Here is a 23,210-nt window from a genome sequence, read left to right on the forward strand (position 1 = left end):
TCCTAAAAGTTTTCTTTTCTTTCCACGATTTTCCCGTCTTCAATGTGAATCATCCGGTCCGCGATCTGCGCCAGTTCCGGGTTGTGGGTTATCATAACCAGTGTCTGGCTGAACTCCGTGCTGGTCATTTTCAGAAGCTGCATGACTTCCAGAGAGGTCCTGGAGTCCAGGTTGCCGGTAGGTTCATCTGCCAGGATTATGGCCGGCTTGCTGGCCAGAGCTCTTGCGATGGCAACCCTCTGCTGCTGGCCGCCGGAGAGGTTGTTTGGAAGATTTTCCAGTTTCTCCTCCAGATGGAGCAGCCGGATGATCTCTTTCACATAGCTTTTATCCACTTTGTTTCCGTCCAGCTCTATGGGGAGAACAATATTCTGATAAACATTTAAAATAGGAACCAGATTATAGTTCTGGAACACAAATCCTATATTTCTTCTGCGGAAAACGGTGAGCTGTTCATCGTTCATCTTACCAATCTCCCTGCCACCTATCTTCACGCTGCCGGAACTGGGAATGTCCAGTCCTCCCAGCATATTCAGGAGCGTTGATTTTCCGCTGCCGCTGGTGCCTATAATGGATACGAATTCTCCCCGCTCCACCTGTACGTCAACGCCGTCCAGCGCTCTGGTGATATTTGGTTCCTGTCCGTAATATTTTTTTAGATTCTTTGTCTCTAAAATATATTCCATATTTTTTTCCTGCCTTTCCCTTGATGAATATAGCATACAAAAAGATTATCTCAAACTCTTCTCAAAAAAGTAACAAGTTTGAGATAATCTCTCTACTGTACCACAGGCAGGTTGACATAAAACTTGGTGCCCTTTCCCGCTTTTGACCGTACCTCTATAAAACCTCTCTCTTTCATGACAATCTCTCTTGCCAGATACAGGCCGACACCCACGCCGTCCTGGTCCGCCACTTCCGGTTCCCGGTAAAAGCGCTTGAAGATTTCTGTGATCCGTGATTCCTCTATGCCTTTTCCGTCATCCTCTATGCCTATCCGCACATAAAAATCCGTCACCTGCGCCTGTATGCGGATATTTCCTCCCACACCGGTGTATTTTACCGCGTTATCCAGAATGTTAAACACTGCCTCCAAAGTCCATTTTCCGTCAAAGACGGCTTTCAGGCTGTCCTCGCATGCCATCTCTATATGAATCTGTTTTTCATCCGCTTTCAGCGCGACATCGCAGACTGCCTGTTCCAGGAGCTGTCGGATGGAGTTTTCCTTTGGCTGTACCTTCACAATACCGTTCTCCAGCCTGGACATTTTGATCATACTCTTCATGAGAAATTCCAGCTTGTCTGTCTGACGTTCCGCTGCTGCCAGGAACTGCTGCCGTTTCTCCTCATCCAGGTTCTTCTTCTCTAAAAGACTGTGGTACATCCTTACATTTGCTATAGGTGTCTTCACCTGATGGGAGATATCCGCCACCATAGTTTCAAGCTGCCGGCGCTGTATCTCATTCTCTTGTGATTTCTGATCCAGGCTCTCACAGAGGCGGTGCAGCTTGGACTGCAGTTTTCCGGTCAGGGTATCTTCTTCCTCCTGAAATACGATCTCTTTGCGGCCTGCGATCATGGCATCCAGGCATTCCCCCATTTGACGGCTGTACTGGAGCAGCCGCTTTCTCACCAATGCCATGATAACGGCAGACGCCAGCAGGCAGATAAGGGAAACAGCCAATATTAATTTTTCCATTCTGTTTTCTTCCCCTTCCACTGATATCCCATACCATACAGCGTCTTAATGTAGGCATGGTCCCCGGATTCAATCTTCCTGCGCAGTCTGTTGATGTTCACTGCCACGGCGTGCTCATCCACAAAGTTCCCGGTGTTGTCCCAGACTTTCTCCAGCAGCAGAGTTTTTGTCATAACCCTGTCGGCGTTGGCGATCAAAAGCCGGAGGATCTTAAATTCCGTAGGTGTCATAGCCAGAGGTTCTCCCTCCAGGGTGGCTGTCATGGTATCAAAATCTATCTTCAGACAGCCGTCATCGTATTGGATCCGCTCCCCTGGGCCTGCAGAAGTCCTTCGCAGGGCTGCCTGAAGCCTTCTGTGGAGAATAGGCATTTTAAAGGGTTTTGTGATATAGTCATCCGCTCCGCAGTCAAACCCCCGCATCTCGTCCCGGTCCATATCCCGGGCAGTGAGAAATATGATGGGAATGTCCTTTTCCGCTTTTATGGCTCTGCAGAAGTCAAACCCGTCACCGTCCGGCAGGTTGCCGTCCAGGAGGATCAGATCTACCTCATTTTCACTGAGGACAGACATGCCCTCACCCAGGGTCAGCGCGGAGTATACTTTGTAGTTTTCTGCTTCCAGGTCATAGGTGAGGCCTGTGTTCAGGTCTTTGTCATCTTCGATCAACAGTATTTTATTCATAGGCTGCTGCACGTTCCTTTGCTGTATTTTCAGGGATTTCCTGAGGATCCGTTATATAAAAGTTGTAATCAGTATAGCATTTTCTTATGGGAAATCCTATCCCGGAATGACAGAAACCATATTTTTCTTCCTCCGCACCGCATTCAGCCGAATTACAAAACAGACACCATTGCCGTCACCGGCAACCGTGTCTGTCTCTGTTTCATTTCTTACCAATATGTTTTCCAGTCCGTCAGTTTTCTTGTCAGCGCTTCCAGATAGAAATAATCCCCCCACAGATTGCATTCATCCACACCTCTGTCTGTCACACTGTTGTAAGGGCTGCTCTTGGCATAGACCCCGTGAAGCAGCAGACCGTTTGACTCTTTTATGGATGTGACTGCATAGTGGTCTATAAGGTTTTCCAGCATCTGGTCTGCCTTTTCCTCATAAAAAGCCTTCTCCTTCTTATCTAAACTGCCGTTCCTGCACATTTCCATCATACCGCATACCGCGGCTGCGGCTGCGGAGGTATCTCTCGGTTCACCGCTTCCCCGGGAAAAGCTCAGATCCCAGTAGGGTACCAGATCCTCCGGAAGATGATCCATATAAAACGCCGTCACTTTACGGAACAAATCCTTACATGTCTCGTCTTTTGTGTAGCGGTATGCCAAAGCCGTTCCGTATATTCCCCATGCCTGGCCTCTGGCCCATGCGGAGTCATCCTTATATCCCTGTGCCGTCACTCCGCGCACCGGTTCCCCGGTCCTCGGATCAAAGAAAAATGTGTGGTATGTGGAGAAATCTTCCCTCACCAGATTCTGTATGCTGGTCTTTGTATGGCGCACAGCAATCTCCCTGTACTTTCCGTCTCCGGTCACATCGGATGCCCAGTAAAGCAGGGGCAGGTTCAGCAGGCAGTCAATGATCAGGCGGTAGTTGTCCTCCGCTCCCAGAGGCCCCCATGCCTGGATGAAACCACCCTTTTCCTGAAAACGGCTGATAAGCTGTTCGGCTGCCATGACAGCAGCCTCCTTTGCCCTCTCATTTCCCGTAAGCTGATAGGCTGCCACACAGGACGGTGTATATAGGAATCCCATGTCATGGTGTTCCACGTCAATTTTATCTTTTATTCTGTTATAGAAGCTGTCTGCCTGTATTTCCGCTGACTTTCTGAATGCCTCATCCTTTGTCAGCTCATAGGCCAGCCAGTAAGTCCCGGTGCAGAATCCTGTGGTCCACTCTACATTCTCCGTTGCAGGGTAGAACTGATTTTCACTGTTGGAACCGGGAAAACAAAAGGTATAATCCTTCAGGTTCTCCTTCAGAATGGATACCGCCGTATCTGCAGCTCTCTGCAATTTTTGCCGCTCCATGACATCCTCCTTTTGTCTATTTTGTCACTTTTACGTAGTTATCGTATGCTTTCTGCTGAATTTCAATGGCCTTCTCAATGTCCCTGTCCTTCAGCTCCTGGATAAACGCGTCGTACTCATCGTCAATATTGCTGGAGCCTAAGATCCAGCTCTGCAGTTTTTCATATACAATAGGCTCAATTCCTGACATGATACTCTTATATTCATCCATTCCGTCGGTGCTCAGCTTCAGCTCCGGAAGTTTCGGTGCCTTGAACCATTCGTCATGTGCATCGTACAGCTCATTTGCCGCCTTGCCTGCTTCATTCATGGTAGCGTATTCATAGTCTGCTGCCTGTACATAGCCTGCACGGTACTGGGAGCCTAAAGAACGCAGATACTCCACAGGAGCCAGCCCGGAATTAAATACTTCCTCTGTAAATGCCTTATTTCCCTTGTCATCCACTGTATAGGTCTTGCCCTCAATGCCCCAGTTCATCAGATCGGAACCTTCCTCTGTGAACATAAAGTCCATGAACTTGATTACGCTCTCCGGGTCCTTACACTGTGAGGAAATGCCCCATCCGCACTCTGCGTAACGATAGTCACGCTCTTTCACATTTCCGTTCTGGTCCTTCAGCGGAGCGATGGCTGTCATCTGGAATCCCGGAATTTCCTCACCCAGGGAGTCATTGTAGTTTCCTGTACTTACCCAGTCATGGGTAAATCCGCCGGTGTTGTTGCTCAAAAGTGTATCCCTTGCTGACATTCCCCTTGTAAAGATTTCCGGATCGATCAGTCCTTCCTTGTACCACTGGGCAAGGTTCTTCACCGCGTTTTTATAATTCTCTGTCAGCGGTTCGTAAGTGATCTTGCCGTCGCGGGGATAGAAGGAAGCACTGGAATCCCATAAGGCCAGATATTCACCCATCTCCGTTTCTGCGGTAGCGGAGCGGTCAAACAGCGGGATCTCATCAGCCTGTCCGTTTCCGTTTGGGTCATTGTTTTTGAATGCTGTCAGTACATCGTGCAGCTCATCTACGGTTGTAGGTGCTTCCAGGCCCAGCTTATCCAGCCAGTCCTGGCGGATCCAGTAGAACTGTGAAGATTTTAATTCTTTTCCCAACGGAATATTGTAGATATTCCCATCCTCTGCTGTCGCCTGGTATTTCAGGTTCGGGTCGCTGTCCAGGGCTTCCTTGATATGTGGTGCATGTTCCTCGATCAGGTCATTTAAGGGAATAACTCCGCCGTCCTTGCCCAGTTTCTCTATATCTGTAGTCAGGTCGCAGGCAATGATATCGGCAAGCTGACCGGATGCAACCATGTTCTGGAATGCAGTGGCGTAGTCTGAGTTGGAGGAAGCCACAACGCCTTTTAGTTTCACGCCTGTCTTTTTCTCCACTTCTTTCCACACTTCCCAGTCAGAATTGAACGGTGTCCCTGACAGGAACATGAAGGCAGTAAACTCCTTGCTGCCGTCCTTGCCTGATGCTGTCTCTTTGCTGCTTTCTTCCTTGCCGCAGCCAGTCACTCCAAACGCCATGGATGCTCCCAGAACTGCTGTCAGTAATAATGCTGTGATCTGTTTTCTCTTCATTATAATAATCCTCCGTTTATGATCAGCCTTTTACACCGCCGACGGTGAGGCCTGTTTTAAAATATCTCTGAATGAACGGGAATACCACGATCATCGGAACGATTGCCAGAATGATCAGTGCGTATACCTGTGTAGTTGGTGATGTTAAGGATGCCTTTGTCACAATAGCCGCATCCGACGGATTGGAAACCCGCTCTACGATCAGTTTTTTCAGGAAAACCTGAAGGGGTATCTTATTGTCATCTTTCAAAAGCTGCATTGCCCAGAAGTATCCGTTCCAGCGGCTGATACCATAGAATAGCCCCACTGTGGCAAGCGCCGGCTTGGAAAGGGGAAGATATATATTCCAGAATACCCTGAAATGCCCTGCCCCGTCAATGAATGCCGCTTCTTCCAGCGCTTCCGGTACCTGTTCAAAAAAGCTCTTCATAATGATCAGGTTATAGGTCTCAATGGCAAATCCGAAAATGATCGCTGTCCTTGTATCCAGCAGACCCAGGTTATTGAAGTTCATATAAGTCGGAATAATACCTGCGCTGAACCACATGGTGAATACCGTAAACAGGGTCAGAAGCTTTCTTCCCATCAGATATTTCTTGGACAATGCGTATGCCATGGTCGTGGTAAAAAACATATTTGCCATGAGTCCGAACACGGTATAGAAAATGGCATTGCCATAGGAAGTCCACAGTCCGTCCCTCTTAAACACAGCTTCATAGCTGGCTGTGGTAAATTCTTTGATCTTCAGCAGCACATCCCCATTCTCCACGAAGAAAGGCTTGCTGAAGGAGGAGATCAATACATAATATATGGGGTACAGGGCAATGAATGTGATTACGATACCGAGAACGATCATTACCGCATTGAAGACACGCTCTCCCATTCCGATGACCTGCCCCTGTTTTCTTTTATTTCCTGCCATCTCTCTTCCCCCTTACCATAACGCGTTATCGGAAATCTTCTTGCTGAATCTGTTTGCAAGAATTACCATGATAAATGCCACCACGGATTCAAAGAGTCCCGCAGCAACAGACAGCCCATAGTTTCCATTCTCAAATGCCAGACGATAAGAATATGTAGAGATCACATCAGCCGCAGAATACGTTGCCGGCTGGTATAACAGTAAGATTGCCTCGTATCCCACCTTGATAATACCTCCCAGCTTCAGGATCAGCATCGTCACGATCGTGGGCACAATGGCGGGAATCGTCACATGGAAAATCTTCTTCATTTTCCCCGCGCCGTCCACGGTTGCCGCCTCATAAAGCTGCGGGTCAATTCCCATGATCGCCGCGATATACACCAGGGCGTCAAATCCCGCGTTCTGCCATAAGGTCATTAATGTGTAGATTCCCTTGAAATATTCCGGTTTCGTCATAAAGTATACAGGGTCCACACCGATTTTCTCCAGCACCAGGTTGATGACACCCGTACTTGGAGACAGGAAGTTGATCACGATACCGCAGACAACCACGACTGATATGAAATGTGTCAGTAATGTGGACATCTGTGTCATCCTGCTGACAAACTTATTCTTCATCTCCGTCACACAGACTGCCAGGGCAATCGGAAGCGGGAAACAGATCAAAAGCTGCCAGAAGGAGATCATTAAAGTATTCTTTAATACCCTGGGAAAATCCTTCCCTCTGAAAAATTCCATAAAGTTCTGCAGTCCCACAAATGTACTTCCTTTTATACCCTGAAATACATTGTAGTCGTAAAATGCTATCTTGAGTTCTGTCATTGGGCGGTAAGCAAATAGAAGATACCATATAATACCGGGAAGCAGCAGAAGGTATAATTCCTTACTTGAAGCTATCTTTTTTATGACAAAAGAAAAATTTCTTTTCTTCTGTATTTTTATTTGTTGTTTAGCCAAAGTCCTCTTCTCTCTCCTTTCTCCTTTATCGAAGCGCTTCGAGTCGATATCCACACCTTAACGGAAATTTTTTGAAATGTAAATCATCAAATTCCACGGCTTATTTTCTTCCGGATTTTTGGGATACACATTTTTCACTTCGTCCCTGTTTTTCAAAGAAGCGCTAGTTTCCGGGGCATCACCATTTTTCAAATCATCACCATTTTATCCCAAGGCCCATAAATAAAGGCGCTTCCACTTGAATTATCAACAAAATGCAATTATAATTTAATCTCGTCAGGAAAATCCCCCTTCCATTTCGCACATAAACCTGGCAGCGGGAACTTGACGCGGATCAAAGAAAAAAGGAGACAGCAGATATGCAGAAACAGCCATCCGGATTATATCACCAAAAACTGAAAATCGTATTCCTGCTTCTGGCCGCTGTGGTGACTCTTGTTTTGGCCTCCGTCTCAGGCATCTTGCTGACTCAGCGCTCAGAAGAGAATTATGAGACCTCCATCTCTGTATCCCGCACGATCCTGGAGGAAAAGAGCGCAGTCTCTCTGAAAGAGATATCCAACACCATGACGGATATCGTAAATGATTCCCTGATCAAGGAATGGTCTGTCTCAGAGGGCACACGTGATTTTTATCTGCTCTCCTCCCGGGCACAGAAAGCGCTTCTCAAATACGCAGGCGCTGTGGAAACACGCTTTCAGGTGTATCTTCTGCTCAACAACGGACAGACAGATTTTGATGACAACACACATTCCAGTGTCCTGTCCCCTGAGGGCTCTTTCTCTGTCTCTGAATTTTTAAAGAAAAAGGGATTATCGGAAGATGATCTGACAGATATACAGGAATATTTTGATAAGAATATGTTTCCCTATGTAATTCCGCATTACAATGACCGGGGCGAGCTGGCTTCCCTTTATTATCTGATCAAGGGGTATAAGCAGCCGCGCACCTGTATTTACATGGCTGATATCCCCATAAGCTCCCTTGTGGGTACTGCCACACCGGAAAAATACTGGATTTCCAACACGGACGGTCTGTTTATCCCCAGTTCCCTGGATGAACATGATGTGTCTCTCTTTACATCCCTTGGAACAGATCTGGACGCAGGCCGGGATATCGTAAAAAAATCCGGTTATTACATAGCCAACGCCCACCTTTTGTCTATGAACTGGAATATCTCTTACCTGTATGACCGGTATAGCTTCAATGCCATGAACATATTCCTCTTTCTTCTGGCGGTTTTGGTCATTTTTATCCTTTTGAGCGCTGCCTTTTATTATGTGGTGAACCTTCTGTACCGGCCCATATACGAGGTACTGCAGCCTCATATAGAGAAAGATTCCAAAAGCTACGATGAATTCCAGATTCTGAACGACAACCTGGCAAAGATGCAGAGTCTGAACCACAGCCTGATGGCAACCAGGAAGACCACTAACACCCTTCTGGCCCAGCAGTATTACCAGAATCTGCTCACAGACCCCAATGGATATCTGGCCCCCAAAGAAAAACCGTATTTCCCTGACAACAGCCTGTTCAGTGTGGGGCTTATATGTTTTTCACCGGATGCCTCCCAGACTTTGGATGACAGCGGATTCTGCCAGCTTGAAATGTACAAGAACCTGATCTTCCAGAACTGCGTAAAGAGAGATGATATTGTATTCGTGAAGCTTTCCATGTACCGCTGCGCCCTGATCCTGAAAACCGACAGTATGGAGAGCGCAAAACTACTGACCGCCAGGGCTTTGTCCGCGCCTATGGAAGGTGACGAATCAGGCAAATACTGGGAGGAGCAGACCGTGCTCAGCACAGTAAGACGGGGATTTGAAAATCTCTACCACTGTTATCAGGAGACGCTGAAAATAGCAGAGTATCTGCCCATGCTCCCCCATGACAAGATCATTACCCACGAACAGATCGCCGCTATAGATTCCGCCACCTATTCTTATCCTCTCTCAACGGAGAACAAGCTGATCCAGGAGATCATCAACGGCCGGGAACAGGCAATGGAACTGTTCGACAGCCTGATCCGGGAAAATCTTGTCCACAAGGTATTGTCCATGGAGGTTCTCCAGAACTTTGTCTACGCTCTGATCGGAACCATAAACAGGGTTTTTCAGGAGCTTAAGACAAGCCCCGAGGAATTTATCGGCCGGTCCATTGATTATGAACACTGGTACACACACTGGGCCGATTCCGTGACCATAACAGGCATCAAAACCGTCATCTCTGAGATCATAAAGGAGAAAAACAGGCGCAGCCAGACACAGGATGAAGCTATTTTGTCCCGCATGCTTGACTATATCCATCAGAATTACAGGGACAATATCATGCTCAACGACCTGGCAGACCAGTTCAACATCTCCCCCAAATACTGCGGGATTCTCTTTAAACAGCTCAGTGACAATAACTTTAAGGATTACCTGAACAATTACCGCATCAATCAGGCCAGGGCGCTGCTGGAAAAGGACCCGTCTTTAAAGACAAAAGATTTAAGTGCTATGACCGGTTTCAACAGTTCCAATACCTTTATCAGGGTATTCAGTAAATATACGGGAATGACACCGCAGAAGTATGCGGAACATGTTATTGATAAAGCAAAAAAATGAGTCCGGGTTTTTCCGGACTCATTTTCCTGTTCATAAACGTGCCTGTCTAAAGACTTAAATTACCTTCAAGCCCTTCATAATCCACGCAGACCGTTCTCCCTGAACGCAGCGCGATTCTCACAGGCCCTGCTGCTCCGCATTGTCCCTCATCCTGAAACTTGATTTCTCTGACAGGGAACAATTCCTCCCCGGTAAACTCCCTGCCCTCCGCGGTCAGAACAGCATAGACCATCACATAGGGCCTGTACTCATAATACTCTTCTCTTCTGCATTTTCCGTAAAGCAGAATACTTCTCTCAGCGACTGCATTTACGCCTGTGCGCTCCTTCATTTCAACGCTGTCAAAGCCGGTATAACTCACAAAGGCCAGGCTCCGCTTTTCATTTTTCACGATCAAGGCCTGCGCTGTGCCATCTGACCTGCGCTCTGTCTGTACGTTCCCCTCCTTCGGAAAACCATACGCTCCCAAAGTAAGGGTGAAGGGTTTCTCATGTATCCTCATTTTATCCGCATGCAGGATACCGTTAGGCAGTGGAATATCCGCCAGATCCATACATGCCAGACCCTGAAAATTATACTGAAAGTTAAAATACTCCTGGCGGTACAGCACGCCGTCCCGCACCCCGCCATACAGCATGATATTGGGAATCTGCGCCTGATGCTCCCCATCGTACTGCAGGCTGTACTGCATGGCCTCTGCCCCCCGGCGGTCAAAATCCTCCCAGGGAAAACGGCTGTGAAACGCCAGACGTATATATGCCTTGATGTAATCATCCTGCGGGTGGAACACATTTTTAGCTGTGCAGAATTCCGCCGCCCCGTTGGCACCCTGATGAAATGCCGCGATGCCCGGTCCGTCCATAACATAAGAGCTGTACGCATCCTCCCTCAAAGTATCCCAGTCCCCGTTATTCTCCTTCGCAGTCCAAAAGGGGTGGTCTTTCGGAAGATTCAGACAGAGGAACGGATTTGCCATCCAAAAGGGACTCTCTGCACAACTGTAATCCTGAAGCATGGGCGGGAACTCCCCGTAAAACCCAAGAACAGGCACACCGTTTTGAAACACTTTGTCGTTCTGTATGAACTGCAGAAGCGCTCCGGAATTGATCCGTCTGGCAAGTCCGGGGTCCATCTCGTGCCTTTTCAGGAAGAACACCGAGGCAAAGGGCGCAGTGGCGGCGTTCCGGTAGATACCGCTTCTCCCCCACATGGTCACATGGGCCTCTCTGTCAAACATTCCCGTGTATTTTTGAAGAAGGCAGTTGGAATACGCATCTATCCGTTCTGCCATATCCGGCTCTTTCTCGTACCCGTACCACACATTCCAGAGTGCAGCATACACATGAAAGGCCCAGGGGCTGTAATAATCAAAACGGTGTCCGTCCCTGAACCAGCCGTCACCGGCATAGTAGGAAAGAATGGTCTGGGCATGATCCTTCATCTTATGCTCATCAATTTCATATCCCTGGCTCCACAGAAACCCTAAGATCAGCATATTGAACAGACGCCAGTTGTGGGGCACTGTCCTTGCGTCTCCGAATTCACGCAGATACTCCGCTATTTTATCCCTTTCCTGCTGTGTGTAGGAATCCCATATAACTTCCCTGCACTGCCAGAGGCCGATCGCCAGCGACGCGCACTCGCAGGTATGCTGAAAGCAATGCTCCTTTTCCCCGGACATGGCATCCAGTTCTCTGTAGGTAAGCATATAATCCCCGGTTCCCTTTGTGACTGCGCGAAGTATATGTTCTCTGTAATACTCCTTTACGGAAAATCCTCCTGCTTCAGCCTCCGGTCTGTTGTGAAGAAGCGGAGCCGCTATCAGGAAACTCCTTGCCAGGCCCTCGAATCTGGCGGCAAATGTTTTCCATTCCCCGCTGTTTTTATTGGGATAACTGACCGCAAATTCTGTTCTCGGACAGTATATGGGCGTATCAAAATCCCCGATGTTGGAGAAAATCCCATCTAACAGAAACTGAGCAGCATCCAGCCAGTGTTCTCTTGTCATTCCGGTATAGGGACTTTTCTCATGATCCGGGTTATTTATTCTGAACTTCATGTATCTCCTCTCCCTGCCCGGACTCTAATGTATAGATATTATACAGCCGGGACAGTGTTATGTATTGCTGTGTCCAGCACTATAGAATGATATCATGAATGAAGAATTTTTTTATTCCTATTTTTATACAAAACATTGCAAATACCGTACACTATTCCTCGGTTATCCACGGTCTTTGGCCCGCCTCTTTTCTGAACTTACCGGGAGACATCCCGTATTTCTTTTTAAAGCAGTACCCAAAATAATCCGCCGCGGAAAACCCGGTCTTCTCTGCAATTTTTTCCACAGAATCACGGGTATCCTCCAACAGACGGCAGGCAAGCTCCAGTTTATTATCCATCTGCATCTGCCGGAATGTGATTCCATAATGGCTCTTCATCAGGCGCTGCACCTGACGCACACTGAGCCCAAGCGCTTCCGCCAGTCCGTGTATGGTAATATGTACCGGGTCGTCCAGAAACATTCTCTCTATCTGCAGATATTTCCCCTCATCGGAGCATGGCATGTACACTTCCCCCTGCTCGGGCTGCCCTGCCCGGTACATCCTGCCAAGTGTGATAAAAAGCTGGCCTGCCAGATGCGGTATCATTGCCTGAAACCCGGCAGGTCTCCTCTCTGTCTCACGGATTATCCCCCGGAGGATATCCGACACCTCCCCCGCATCATCTCCAATCCAGAAACGCTGGTCCAGCAGGCATTCCATCCAGTCCTCCCGCTGCGGCTGCGCCCTGCAGGACAGAGGAACCGTATAATAGAGGACCAGCTCCTCCATAGGCTCCCTGGACACTGTGATCTGTTCATGTGCCACTCCCGGTCCTGTCAGGTAAAAGGTCCCCTTTTTAAGTCCGTGCTCTCCCGAGCGGAGGCGCAGTATGCCTTCTCCTGATTCTATATAATGAATTTCATAGCTGGTTATGCTGTGCACGTGCATCTTAATGTGACCTGTGATCCCATGTCCCACAGATACTATATGAAACGGTACACCGTCCAGATTCACTTTGTAATTCACATCTGCCATTTTTCTTCCTCTTTTCAGAAGCTTTACTTGGTAAGTATTCAGCCGGCGGAATCGTTACCTTTTTATAACTGTTCAGTCAGGTCTGCGCATTTACTGCGCTGACCGTGCATAAGAGTAGTGGTAGCAGGTATTCGTCCCATCGCAAAGCGATTTTTAATGGGCGAATACCCGTAACTATTCAGCTGGCTGAATAGTTACACCTTTTTTGTAATTATACATGCTTTCCGCGTATATGAAAACCGGTTTTGAGCACGCGGTGTCCTCACCCTGAAAATAACGACATTCCGACAGAAAACTGGACGCTTTTCTGTCTTTTTATTTCCTGTGCCGGGACATACAATAGAGACAGTTACGGAAAGGAGAACGCCTATGTACAGCAAAGAAATGTATTTACAGCAAATTGAAGATGTCATTAACAGAGGGCCATACAAAGCCAACTGGGATTCCCTCTCTGCCCACGAGACCCCCGCCTGGTTCCGGGATGCAAAATTCGGTATTTTTATTCACTGGGGCGCCTACTCTATACCCGCATTCGGAAACGAATGGTATCCGCGGAATATGTACATACAGGGCAGTCCGGAATACGAACACCACCGCCGGGTATATGGAGATCAGAAGGACTTCGGCTACAAGGATTTCATTCCCCTGTTCAAAGCAGAACGATTTGACGCCGCCGCCTGGATAGACCTGTTTAAAAAGGCCGGGGCCAAATATGTTGTTCCCGTTGCAGAGCACCACGACGGCTTCCAGATGTACCGCAGCGATATTTCCCACTGGAACGCTTTTGAAATGGGCCCGCACCGTGACGTCCTGGGAGAACTGACAGAGGAAATGCATAAAAACGGGCTGGTGAACGGAGCCTCCACCCACCGTATTGAACACTGGTTTTTTATGGGACATGGGCGGGATTTTGACAGCGATATCACCGGCTCTGAAAAAGAAGGAGACCTGTACTGGCCTGCCATGCCGGAGGGGGACCATCAGGACTTATTCAGCAAACCCGTCCCCACCAGAGAATTTCTTGAGGACTGGATGGTGCGGACCTGTGAGCTTATAGACCGCTACCACGTAAAAGAGCTGTACTTTGACTGGTGGATCCAGCACAGCAGCGCCAAACCCTATCTGCAGAAAATCGCTGCCTATTATTATAACCGCGCCGCAGAGTGGAAAGAAGAGGTTGTGATCGCCTATAAACACGACGCCTTCATGTTCGGCACCGCCCTGGTGGATATTGAACGGGGACAGTTTGCGGACGTACAGCCATTTTACTGGCAGACAGATACTGCTGCCGCAAAAAATTCCTGGTGTTATACAGAGAACAACGAATTTAAAAAGGCAAAGGATATCCTCTGTGACCTGGTGGATGTGGTCAGCAAAAACGGAAATCTTCTGCTGAATGTAGGCCCGAAGGCAGACGGAACCATCTCGGAGGAGGACACGGAGATACTGCTGCAGATCGGAGCATGGCTGAAGGCAAACGGTGAGGCCATTTACGGCTCCCGCGTGTGGCGCACAGCCGCGGAAGGTCCCACAAAGGTGGAAGAAGGACAGTTTACAGATGGTAAGGACAAAGTCTTTACAAAAGAGGATTTCCGGTTCACAGTTAAGGGATCACACCTCTATGCCGCCTGCCTTTCCTATCCTGAGGACGGCCGCATTGTCATAAAATCCCTGGCCGAACAGGATGCATCCAGACTGCCGAAATTCCACGGCATCATTGAAAATGTGGAAGTGCTGGGTTTTGAGGAATCTCCGGTCTGGAAAAGAACAGAAAACGGACTGGAAATAGAAACGCAGAATGTGAGATCCGACAAACCCGTAGTGTTTAAGATTGCAATCAAATAGCCGCTCTTTCGGATGGCAGAAGACGCACAGCCATTTGTCATAACTCTAATGGTAAAAATGCCCCATAAGTGCCTGTATCATGACATTTATGGGGCATTTGATGTTCTTTTTCTCCTCCGTAATCACAGTTAAACGGTAACTCTAACCAGCAGTTCTTACCTGTCTCCGCAAAAAGCCGGCAGATGAGTCCCTCCCGTACTTACGGCAGGGCATATACCATTAAACTTGAACAGTATTATCTTCGCACCCTCTCGCCATTACAAAGTAAGTTTTTCCTTGTTCAGCAGCTCTCCGATTCCCCGGCAGAGGGCATTTACATTCATCTCCAATATTTCCATTCCGTATTCCCGTGAGGCATCTGTCCTCGGGTCAGCCCCTGCCACAGCTATGGGCAGTTCCTCTCCGTTCCGAATTCTTTCAAGCTGAACAAGTTCCGGGCGGACCGCCATGGTAATGGAAGTCTCATTGGCTGCAGCATGGTCATTCTGAAATCTCAGCCTGTCATCTTCCATGAAATCAAAAGCTGTCACCCCGATCAGACCGCATTTGCTGTGCAGTTCTTCTTTCAGAGCACCAAACTGCCGAATGGACGGCCCATGGCCATGGGCAGCAAGTATTTTAAATCCTGCTCTGGACAGATTTGCTCCAATACGCAGAATCATTCCTCGGTACTCCTCATCCGGCATCCAGTAGGCACTTCCGGGAAGCTGCTGCATTTCATAAGGCACTATGGTCCCGCCTGTGCAGATATCCATACCGTAAAGCTCCCTCTCCGGGTCATGGTAAAACCGGTCAGGCCCGAGAAAGAGTTTCGGCAATACGATTCCGCCTATCCTTTCTGCTGTCCGTATAAATAATTCCTGAGACTGAATCCCGTCCGCTCCCAGGGGCAGATGGGGACCATGCCATTCCAGCGTCCCCAACGGCAGGTACGCTACAGGGCACGCCTGCAGCCGGTCCTGAAATTCTGCCGGGCATAGCTCTTCGTACAGGACTTTTTCTGTCATGTGGTATTTCCTCCTCTTTTATTCTCTTCTTTGTATGGATGCATGAAGTTTTTTAATATACTCCGGCATAATACCAAACTACTTTCTCAGATGCAGCAAAAGGATATTCCAAACGTATTTCAATATTGCAGATAATACCAGGCATAACACAACCGTATTTGCAACTATAGGAATTGAAATATTTAAAAAATAGGGACCATTTGCATGGTTTATTATGGAGATGTTTAATATTCCGATACACGCAAGCCATAAAATGCATCGAAGGTAAAAACTGGACTTAGATTTTATGTCCGTATATATTTTTTCCGTACTGCAGCTTCCATCTGCTTCAAAATAGTAGAATCCCCATTGTTTATGAACAAGTTTCATATTTAACTCGTCTAAAAATCCCACGAACTCCTCACTGTTTTTAAGAAATCCCCTTTGGTCTATGCAGTACCGGTATGTCCCCTTTTCGCAGGGTTCAAACTTATAAGAGAACCCGTGCTTTCCGACGAAACGGCAACCTTCACTGCTCATATCATTCAGCCACTTTTCTTCCTTTTCTATGGACAGAAAAAATTTAGTCACTTCCATTCTCATCCCCTCCATTCAATATCTGCTGTCCCAATGTGTAATTCAGCTTTAGCCTTCTCACTTCCCTTTCCAAAACAGCTCTGCCTTTATCTGTGATCAAATATGTCTTTTTCCTGTCATCCCGGGCATATAGAGCGATCCACTCCTTTTTCAGCAGCGCATTCACTGCCCCGTAAAGTGTTCCTGCCCCGGGTTTTACCCTGCCTTCTGTGTGCTCCTCCAGAAACTGCATAACTCCATATCCATGATTCGGACTGCAGAATGCCAGCAATACCAGATAGGAGATTTCGGTCAATATTTCATTTCCGCATTCGCGCATGCATATTCCCTTCTTTATTACGTTTAGTGTAATATTATTATATCTCTTTGGAGGGCATAATGCAAGGGGTAATTGTAATTCCGCTTTGCGCAGCCGGAACAGTAAATGCGCAGAACTGACCGTACTATTATGGCATGCAATGGCACCATAGAAATCCATGCTTATCATCGGACATGAAGACAGATTTGTTGTTGCGGCTAATATAATTTCGGAAATCTATTTAGCCTTTGTTATTAAACTACACCCTTCACTACATTAGATACTCTTTTATCAACCTTTCCGCAATTCTGATATTCAGCGGATGATCTTTCGTTTCATAAGTCAAAATCAACTGTTTACCTGTATAAATCCTGTTTTTCTCATAACACTCAATCTTTTTAATTGCTGTCTGACAGTAATCCTCCACATCCATAAGCCCTAAATGCTCCCAATAATACGTTTTCCCGGTCCGTTTGTTCAGTATTGTGAAATCAGGTTTAACATATCCATACCCCTGAAGATATAAAGGTACTTCATAGAAATACGGAATATTCATTAAATAAAATTTATCCGCAAGAATTTTTTCTGATTTCGAGCGCACACATTCTCCCTTCTCCGTATATATTTGGGATATGCATTTGGCTTCTCCTGATTCAGCTATTTTTATTTCATTTTCTTGTATCCACTGTTCTGCAAATTCATCCTCAGACAATATATAAGGTACGATCATTTCTTGTCTGGCCTGTGAAAGCCTTTCATATGTATAAAGTAAATCTTTCCATGTACAGACATCATATATTCTCTCCAGTTCTTTTATTTTCTTTCTGATAACCGGAAGCATCTTTTTAGCATATTCCTTTTGCGCCAGCCCTTTAATAAGCGCCTCATTACTCTTTTTAATATATCTGCCCTTTGTATCTTTTGGCTCTGTTCTCCAATAGTATTGATTGGAATTGTGATTTTTTGCAATGCGGAGAGTACCTGGGGGCGCATTTTTCAAATCATCCGCAGCCATCTTTTCCATTTCTTTTAGTTTCCTCAATTCCTGTGCAGCGCACATTTTTATTTCTTCCATAATTACGCCTTTCTATGATTGTTTTTCCGCGATTTACGGATAAGATATAGGATTGTATCAGAATATAGTAGGTAAATTTTATCCTCCAAATAGTATTTTCAATAGGAATTACCTACAAGCAAAGAGAGTTTCTAAGAAATTATTTGTAAATATAAAAAATAAGAGCCGATTTTCTTAAAGATAAACCTATTATATTGGTCGCCTGCGTTAAATTTATATGTAATGACTTAAATTTGGGATAGTTTGTTCAGATATTTTACAGATAAAATAGAACTATATTAGAATTGTTATCCGCAATACACCCTTTTTCGTTCGGGCATACTGCGGATAACCGATTTATTTTAGATTAATTAGTATAATTTTGCCCCTGCCGGGATATGCTCATCCACCATCAGACAGTGCAGTTTTTCCTCTCCGTTTTCATGATGAACCGCAGAAATGATCATTCCGCAGGAATCAATGCCCATCATAGGACGGGGAGGCAGGTTTGTGATTGCAATCAATGTCTTTCCTACCAGCTCTTCCGGCTCATAAGTATCGTGGATGCCGCTTAAGATCACACGGTCTTCATCTGTGCCGTCGTCTAAGACAAACTTCAGAAGTTTCTTGCTCTTGGGCACCGCGGTACATTCTTTTACCTTCACGGCACGGAAATCAGACTTTGCAAAAGTGTCAAAGTCAACCATATCCTTGAACAGCGGCTCAATCTCAACATTAGAGAAATCAATCTTCTCCGGAACATTCACAGCTTCTGCCGGAGCTGCTTTTTCCGCTTTTTTAGGAGCGTCAGAACCTCCCAGACTCTTCATCGTGGGGAAGCATAATACATCTCTGATCGCTGCAGAATCTGTCAGCAGCATAACCATACGGTCAATACCGAATCCGATACCCCCTGTAGGAGGCATACCAATCTCCAGCGCATTCAGGAAATCTTCATCTGTGGTGTTGGCTTCCTCATCGCCCTGGGCCAGCAGTGCTTCCTGTGCTTTGAAGCGCTCTCTCTGGTCGATGGGGTCATTTAACTCGGAATAAGCGTTTGCCATCTCCCAGCCATTCATGAAGAACTCAAAACGCTCTGTGTACTCCGGATTCTCCGGTTTTTTCTTTGTCAGCGGAGAGATCTCAATGGGGTGGTCCATAACAAAGGTAGGCTGGATCAGATGCTCCTCTGCGAACTCCTCGAAGAACAGGCTCAGGATATCACCCTTCTGATGTCTCTCCTCGAACTCTACATGGTGCTCTTTTGCAGCGGCTCTTGCCTCTTCCAGGGTATGGATCTCGTTAAAGTCAACGCCGGCATATTTCTTGACAGCATCCACCATAGTAATTCTCTCGAACGGTTTGCCCAGGTCCATCTCCACGCCGTTATAAGTGATCACAGTGGTTCCCAGAACCTCCTGCGCCACATGGCGGTACAGGTTCTCTGTCAGATCCATCATTCCCTTGTAATCTGTGTAAGCCTGATACAGCTCCATCAGCGTAAATTCCGGGTTGTGTCTGGTATCCAGGCCCTCGTTGCGGAATACTCGTCCAATCTCGTATACGCGCTCCATGCCGCCAACGATCAGTCTCTTCAGATACAGTTCCAGGGAGATACGCAGCTTAAAGTCCTCATCAAGAGCATTGAAATGTGTCTCGAAAGGTCTTGCGGCTGCACCACCTGCATTTGCCACCAGCATAGGGGTCTCCACCTCCATAAATCCCTGGCCGTCCAGGTATTTACGGATGCTGCTGATGATCTTGGAACGTTTGATGAAAGTGTCCTTTACTTCCGGGTTCATGATCAGGTCCACATATCTCTGACGGTAACGCAGGTCTGTATTGGTCAGACCGTGGAACTTCTCAGGCAGAACCTGGAGGCTCTTGGATAACAGTGTCACAGCAGAAGCGTGAATGGAGATCTCACCTGTCTTTGTTTTGAAGACTTCGCCTGTGATGCCTACGATGTCGCCAATGTCCATTTTCTTGAAATCCTGATAGGATTCCACTCCGATACTGTCACGTGCCACATAAGACTGAATGTTGCCCTGTAAATCCTGCACATTGCAGAAGGAAGCTTTTCCCATGATACGTTTTGACATCATACGTCCTGCTATGGTTACGGATTTTCCTTCCAGCTCTTCAAAAGCATCTTTGATTTCCTGGCTGTGATGGGTTACATCGAATTTGACGATCTGAAACGGGTCTTTTCCGTTTGCCTGTAACTCAGCTAATTTTTCACGGCGGACCTTCAATAACTGGTTGACGTCCTGCTCCTTAACATTCTTTGACTGCTCTGCCACTTTACACACTCTCCTTCATCTATATGTTTCTTTCAATCTCCAGAACCTTATATTCCATAACTCCGGAAGGCATCTCTACCTGTACGGTCTGTCCTTTTTTAGCTCCGATCAAGGCTTTTCCTACCGGAGACTCATTGGAGATCTTGCCTTCCAGGCTGTTTGCCTCTGTGGAACCTACGATTTTGAATTCAATCTCCTCTTCAAATTCCACATCATATACTTTTACCTTACATCCAACACTGATGGTAGCCAGATCCACTTCATCTTCCACTACGACCTCAGCGTTTTTCAGGATTTTTTCAATTTCTTCGATTCTTGCTTCGATATCGCGCTGCTCGTCTTTAGCCGCATCGTACTCTGCATTCTCAGACAGGTCACCCTGCTCTCTGGCCTCTTTGATCTTACCGGCTACTTCTTTTCTTTTGTATACCTTCAAATCATGAAGCTCATCCTCTAATTTTTTCAGTCCCGCATACGTAAGAATATTTTTCTTCTCTTCCATTTTTATACACCCTTTCTTCTATATTATAAAGTAAGAAGAGGGCCTGCACGGCACAAAGCCGGACAGAATCCCATATTCTTCTCCCAGTATAATCCATCTTTTTCAGGTTTCATTAACCTAACAGTCATAATATTATAAGAAAAACCCATCAGAATGTCAAGAACAATCTAACATTCTTGCCAAATAATCCATTACATCTGTAACAATTTACATAACCCGCACTACTACATTGAATCATCCTGTATACTGCCACTCTAAATCCTCCGAAACTTCCGTCCACCTATACACTACCGCTTTGAATCCTTTGAAACTTTCGCCCTTCAACACACAGTCATGCGGGCATGGGTATCTCTCATGCAGGCATTCCCGCGTCTTTAGCGAAGGCAAGATCCACCGTTTACGGAAACTTAGACACGAGGGCTCTCCCGAGTGCTCTTAGTTGCAGTTAACGGTTAGCTTGACTGAGTGTTGCGGGTGTTTGCATGAGAGATACCCATGCCCGCATGACGTCCGCTTAAGCCACAAACAAAACATCAAAACATCTCCACAAGCCTCTCAAGCTGCTCATACGTCTCTATTTCATTCACCTTCCGTCTGACAGATGCCGAGTGAGGCATTCCCGCTGTATACCACGCAACATGCTTTCTCATCTCCCGCATACCGGTATACTCCCCTTTATACTCAAGCTGCAGACGTGCATGTTTCAAAATCATCTCCCTGACATCCGAAGAGGAGGGCTCATCCGGCATGGTGCCGTTCTCCAGATAAGACCGTATCCTGCTGAATATCCATGGATTTCCTCTGGCCGCACGGCCGATCATAATGCCGTCACACCCTGTCTCCTCCAACAGGCGCTTTGCACTCTCCGGTGAATCCACATCCCCGTTGCCGATAACCGGAATGGAGACTGCTTCCTTTACCCTGCGGATGATATCCCAGTCCGCCCTGCCGGAATAATACTGTTCTCTGGTCCTGCCATGCACTGCAACTGCTGCCGCACCTGCATCCTCTATGATCTTGGCGATTTCCACCGCATTGACGCAGTCCTCGGTAAATCCCTTTCTGATCTTGACCGTCAGTGGTTTCTGAATAGAGGATGCGACTTTTTTCACAATCTCTCCCACCAGTTTCGGATTTTTCATAAGGGCGGAGCCTTCCCCGTTATTGACTACTTTCGGAACCGGGCAGCCCATGTTGATGTCCAGGATGTCAAAGGGCTGTTCTTCTATCTGCTGAGCGATAAATCCCATCAGCTCCGGTTCTGAACCGAAAAGCTGCAGGGAGACAGGCCGCTCCCGGGGAAGGATCTGCATCAGGCTCTTTGTATTCTTATTCTTAAAATAAATGGCCTTTGCGCTGACCATCTCCGTGCAGAGAAGTCCTGCGCCCTGCTCTTTGCAGAGCAAACGAAATGGCAGGTCCGTGACTCCTGCCATGGGTGCGAGTATCAGGTTGTTCTCAAGAGTTACATTTCCGATTGTGAGTTTCATATTAACCTCTGCTCTTCTTTGTTTTTTCAAAAATGATCCTGAGACCGGTCAGCGTAAGCTGTGTATCGTACACGTCGATCATATCCGTCTCATCTGCAATGATCTTGCCCAGTCCTCCGGTTGCCACTACTTTCAGGTTCTCTATCCCTGATTCTTCCTTTACTTTCCTGATAATGTATTCCACCTGCCCGATATATCCGTACACAAGCCCTGCCTGCATACTGGTGATGGTCTCCTTAGCCAGGATGGACGCCGGCTTCTCTATGGCGATCTTCGGAAGCTTGGCAGCATCCTGCCACAGTGCTTTTGCGCTGATCTCAATGCCGGGGGAGGTGATGCCTGCCACAAAGCATCCGTCCTCTGTGATCAGGTCATACGTGGTGGCTGTCCCAAAATCAAGGACAAGAACAGGTCCGCCGTACAGTTCATAGGCAGCCACAGCGTCCACGATCCTGTCCGCCCCGATCTCCTTGGGGTTCACAGATGTTACACGGATGCCTGTCTTACATCCGGGTCCCACATGCAGCGGATAGGTGTTAAAATATTTTATGACGCCGCTTGCCAAAGAATGCATAACATCCGGCACAACGGAGCTGATAATGGCATCTTTTACCGCGTCTTTGGAAATTCCACGGTATTCCAGCATATTGCACATGAGAATACCGTACTCATCCGAAGTGCGGTTCTGTCTGGTCGTCATGCGGAAGGTTCCTTTTAACTCCTCCCCGTCAAACACGCCCAGGGTAATATTGGTATTGCCCACATCGATCACTAAAAGCATATTCTATTCCTCCCCTTCATTCAGGGTTTCCTCCACATCTTCTCCCAGGAAAAATACCCTGTAGTAGAGTTCCAGCGATTCCAGCAGTTCCTGTTTGTCTGCTCTGATCTGCTTGATCCGCAGCACACTTCCTATATCATCGTACATGGCATCTGATTCCAGAGCTTCTGTCTTGAACTCCAGACTGCCGTCCTCGTCAAATTCCAGTGTCAGGACTCCACCGATCTCCTCTGTGTAAAGTACGCACATAATATGCAGCTCATCCTGCACAGACTGAGGAAGTGCGGAAAAATCTTCATTAAAGTAGTATTTATGCTCATAGGCACTGGCGCCGCACAGCACTATCTTATCCTTATACATAAACTCTCCTTATACCATCCGTCTTATACATCATAACTAGTAACTATTCAGCCAGCTGAATCGTTACGGGTATTCGCCCATTAAAAATCGCTTCGCGATGGGGCGAATACCTGCCA

The 23,210-nt window shown here is 47.1% G+C and carries 20 protein-coding genes; 2 read left to right on the forward strand and 18 right to left on the reverse strand.

The annotated features are described in order from the left end of the window. Positions 1-2 precede the first annotated feature (2 nt). The 7 genes from WMO65_RS21150 to WMO65_RS21180 all read right to left on the reverse strand — a co-directional run bounded on the left by WMO65_RS21150 (position 3) and on the right by WMO65_RS21180 (position 7,195). Positions 3-686 carry an ABC transporter ATP-binding protein gene (locus WMO65_RS21150; protein ID WP_148391829.1) on the reverse strand — a complete coding sequence of 228 codons (684 nt, stop codon included), beginning with the start codon at positions 684-686 and terminating at the stop codon, positions 3-5. A gap of 92 nt (positions 687-778) precedes the next feature. Beyond that, complete coding sequence (locus WMO65_RS21155) at positions 779-1,699, reverse strand: sensor histidine kinase (protein ID WP_148391828.1); 921 nt, start codon at positions 1,697-1,699, stop codon at positions 779-781. Next, positions 1,687-2,382, reverse strand: coding sequence for a response regulator transcription factor (locus WMO65_RS21160; protein WP_103732729.1), 696 nt, complete (start codon positions 2,380-2,382; stop codon positions 1,687-1,689). Before WMO65_RS21160 ends, WMO65_RS21155 begins: the two co-directional genes overlap by 13 nt. Positions 2,383-2,591: 209 nt before the next feature. Next, positions 2,592-3,737, reverse strand: a complete 1,146-nt coding sequence (locus WMO65_RS21165) for a glycoside hydrolase family 88 protein (RefSeq protein WP_148391827.1) — start codon at positions 3,735-3,737, stop codon at positions 2,592-2,594. Between the two features lie 16 nt (positions 3,738-3,753). Next, positions 3,754-5,316 carry an extracellular solute-binding protein gene (locus WMO65_RS21170; RefSeq protein ID WP_033140020.1) on the reverse strand — a complete coding sequence of 521 codons (1,563 nt, stop codon included), beginning with the start codon at positions 5,314-5,316 and terminating at the stop codon, positions 3,754-3,756. 22 nt (positions 5,317-5,338) lie between these two features. Then, positions 5,339-6,238 carry a carbohydrate ABC transporter permease gene (locus WMO65_RS21175; RefSeq protein WP_033140021.1) on the reverse strand — a complete coding sequence of 300 codons (900 nt, stop codon included), beginning with the start codon at positions 6,236-6,238 and terminating at the stop codon, positions 5,339-5,341. Positions 6,239-6,250: 12 nt separating this feature from the next. Further along, on the reverse strand, positions 6,251-7,195 hold the full coding sequence (locus tag WMO65_RS21180; protein ID WP_225305202.1) for an ABC transporter permease: 945 nt from the start codon (positions 7,193-7,195) through the stop codon (positions 6,251-6,253). 359 nt (positions 7,196-7,554) lie between these two features. Here WMO65_RS21180 and WMO65_RS21185 point away from each other — a divergent pair, with 359 nt between their 5' ends. Next, positions 7,555-9,801 (forward strand): helix-turn-helix transcriptional regulator, encoded by a 2,247-nt coding sequence (locus tag WMO65_RS21185; protein WP_148391826.1) that lies wholly within the window; start codon positions 7,555-7,557, stop codon positions 9,799-9,801. Positions 9,802-9,847: 46 nt separating this feature from the next. Here WMO65_RS21185 and WMO65_RS21190 read toward each other — a convergent pair whose 3' ends face one another. Both WMO65_RS21190 and WMO65_RS21195 read right to left on the reverse strand, forming a co-directional pair. After that, the gene (locus WMO65_RS21190; protein WP_148391825.1) at positions 9,848-11,860 is read right to left on the reverse strand and encodes a DUF2264 domain-containing protein; all 2,013 of its coding nucleotides are present in this window, start codon (positions 11,858-11,860) and stop codon (positions 9,848-9,850) included. A 151-nt stretch (positions 11,861-12,011) separates the two neighbouring features. Beyond that, positions 12,012-12,878, reverse strand: coding sequence for an AraC family transcriptional regulator (locus WMO65_RS21195; RefSeq protein ID WP_148391824.1), 867 nt, complete (start codon positions 12,876-12,878; stop codon positions 12,012-12,014). 369 nt (positions 12,879-13,247) lie between these two features. On the opposite strand from WMO65_RS21195, the gene WMO65_RS21200 reads away from it, so the two are divergent. Further along, the gene (locus tag WMO65_RS21200; protein WP_148391823.1) at positions 13,248-14,723 is read left to right on the forward strand and encodes an alpha-L-fucosidase; all 1,476 of its coding nucleotides are present in this window, start codon (positions 13,248-13,250) and stop codon (positions 14,721-14,723) included. Positions 14,724-14,980: 257 nt separating this feature from the next. Here the strand turns inward: WMO65_RS21200 and WMO65_RS21205 are convergent, their stop codons facing one another. The 9 genes from WMO65_RS21205 to WMO65_RS21245 all read right to left on the reverse strand — a co-directional run bounded on the left by WMO65_RS21205 (position 14,981) and on the right by WMO65_RS21245 (position 23,094). Next, positions 14,981-15,730 carry a creatininase family protein gene (locus WMO65_RS21205; RefSeq protein ID WP_033140026.1) on the reverse strand — a complete coding sequence of 250 codons (750 nt, stop codon included), beginning with the start codon at positions 15,728-15,730 and terminating at the stop codon, positions 14,981-14,983. 78 nt (positions 15,731-15,808) lie between these two features. Then, positions 15,809-16,306 carry a DUF2812 domain-containing protein gene (locus WMO65_RS21210; RefSeq protein WP_187370537.1) on the reverse strand — a complete coding sequence of 166 codons (498 nt, stop codon included), beginning with the start codon at positions 16,304-16,306 and terminating at the stop codon, positions 15,809-15,811. Continuing rightward, positions 16,293-16,625: a PadR family transcriptional regulator gene (locus WMO65_RS21215; protein ID WP_033140028.1), complete on the reverse strand. Its 333-nt coding sequence runs from the start codon at positions 16,623-16,625 to the stop codon at positions 16,293-16,295. Before WMO65_RS21215 ends, WMO65_RS21210 begins: the two co-directional genes overlap by 14 nt. Before the next feature lie 250 nt (positions 16,626-16,875). Beyond that, positions 16,876-17,679 (reverse strand): hypothetical protein, encoded by an 804-nt coding sequence (locus WMO65_RS21220; protein ID WP_148391821.1) that lies wholly within the window; start codon positions 17,677-17,679, stop codon positions 16,876-16,878. A 350-nt stretch (positions 17,680-18,029) separates the two neighbouring features. After that, entirely contained in the window at positions 18,030-19,961 is a 1,932-nt protein-coding gene (gene lysS / locus WMO65_RS21225; protein WP_148391820.1) for a lysine--tRNA ligase, read from the reverse strand. A 19-nt stretch (positions 19,962-19,980) separates the two neighbouring features. Continuing rightward, positions 19,981-20,463: a transcription elongation factor GreA gene (gene greA, locus WMO65_RS21230; RefSeq protein ID WP_033140860.1), complete on the reverse strand. Its 483-nt coding sequence runs from the start codon at positions 20,461-20,463 to the stop codon at positions 19,981-19,983. Between the two features lie 533 nt (positions 20,464-20,996). After that, positions 20,997-21,953, reverse strand: a complete 957-nt coding sequence (dusB, locus tag WMO65_RS21235; protein ID WP_033140859.1) for a tRNA dihydrouridine synthase DusB — start codon at positions 21,951-21,953, stop codon at positions 20,997-20,999. A 1-nt stretch (position 21,954) separates the two neighbouring features. Then, complete coding sequence (locus WMO65_RS21240) at positions 21,955-22,734, reverse strand: type III pantothenate kinase (protein WP_033140858.1); 780 nt, start codon at positions 22,732-22,734, stop codon at positions 21,955-21,957. Positions 22,735-22,737: 3 nt separating this feature from the next. Continuing rightward, positions 22,738-23,094, reverse strand: coding sequence for a DUF6145 family protein (locus WMO65_RS21245; protein ID WP_033140857.1), 357 nt, complete (start codon positions 23,092-23,094; stop codon positions 22,738-22,740). Positions 23,095-23,210: the final 116 nt, after the last annotated feature.

The sequence above is a fragment of the Blautia caccae genome, from assembly GCF_040095955.1.
Taxonomy (GTDB): Bacteria; Bacillota; Clostridia; order Lachnospirales; family Lachnospiraceae; genus Blautia; species Blautia celeris.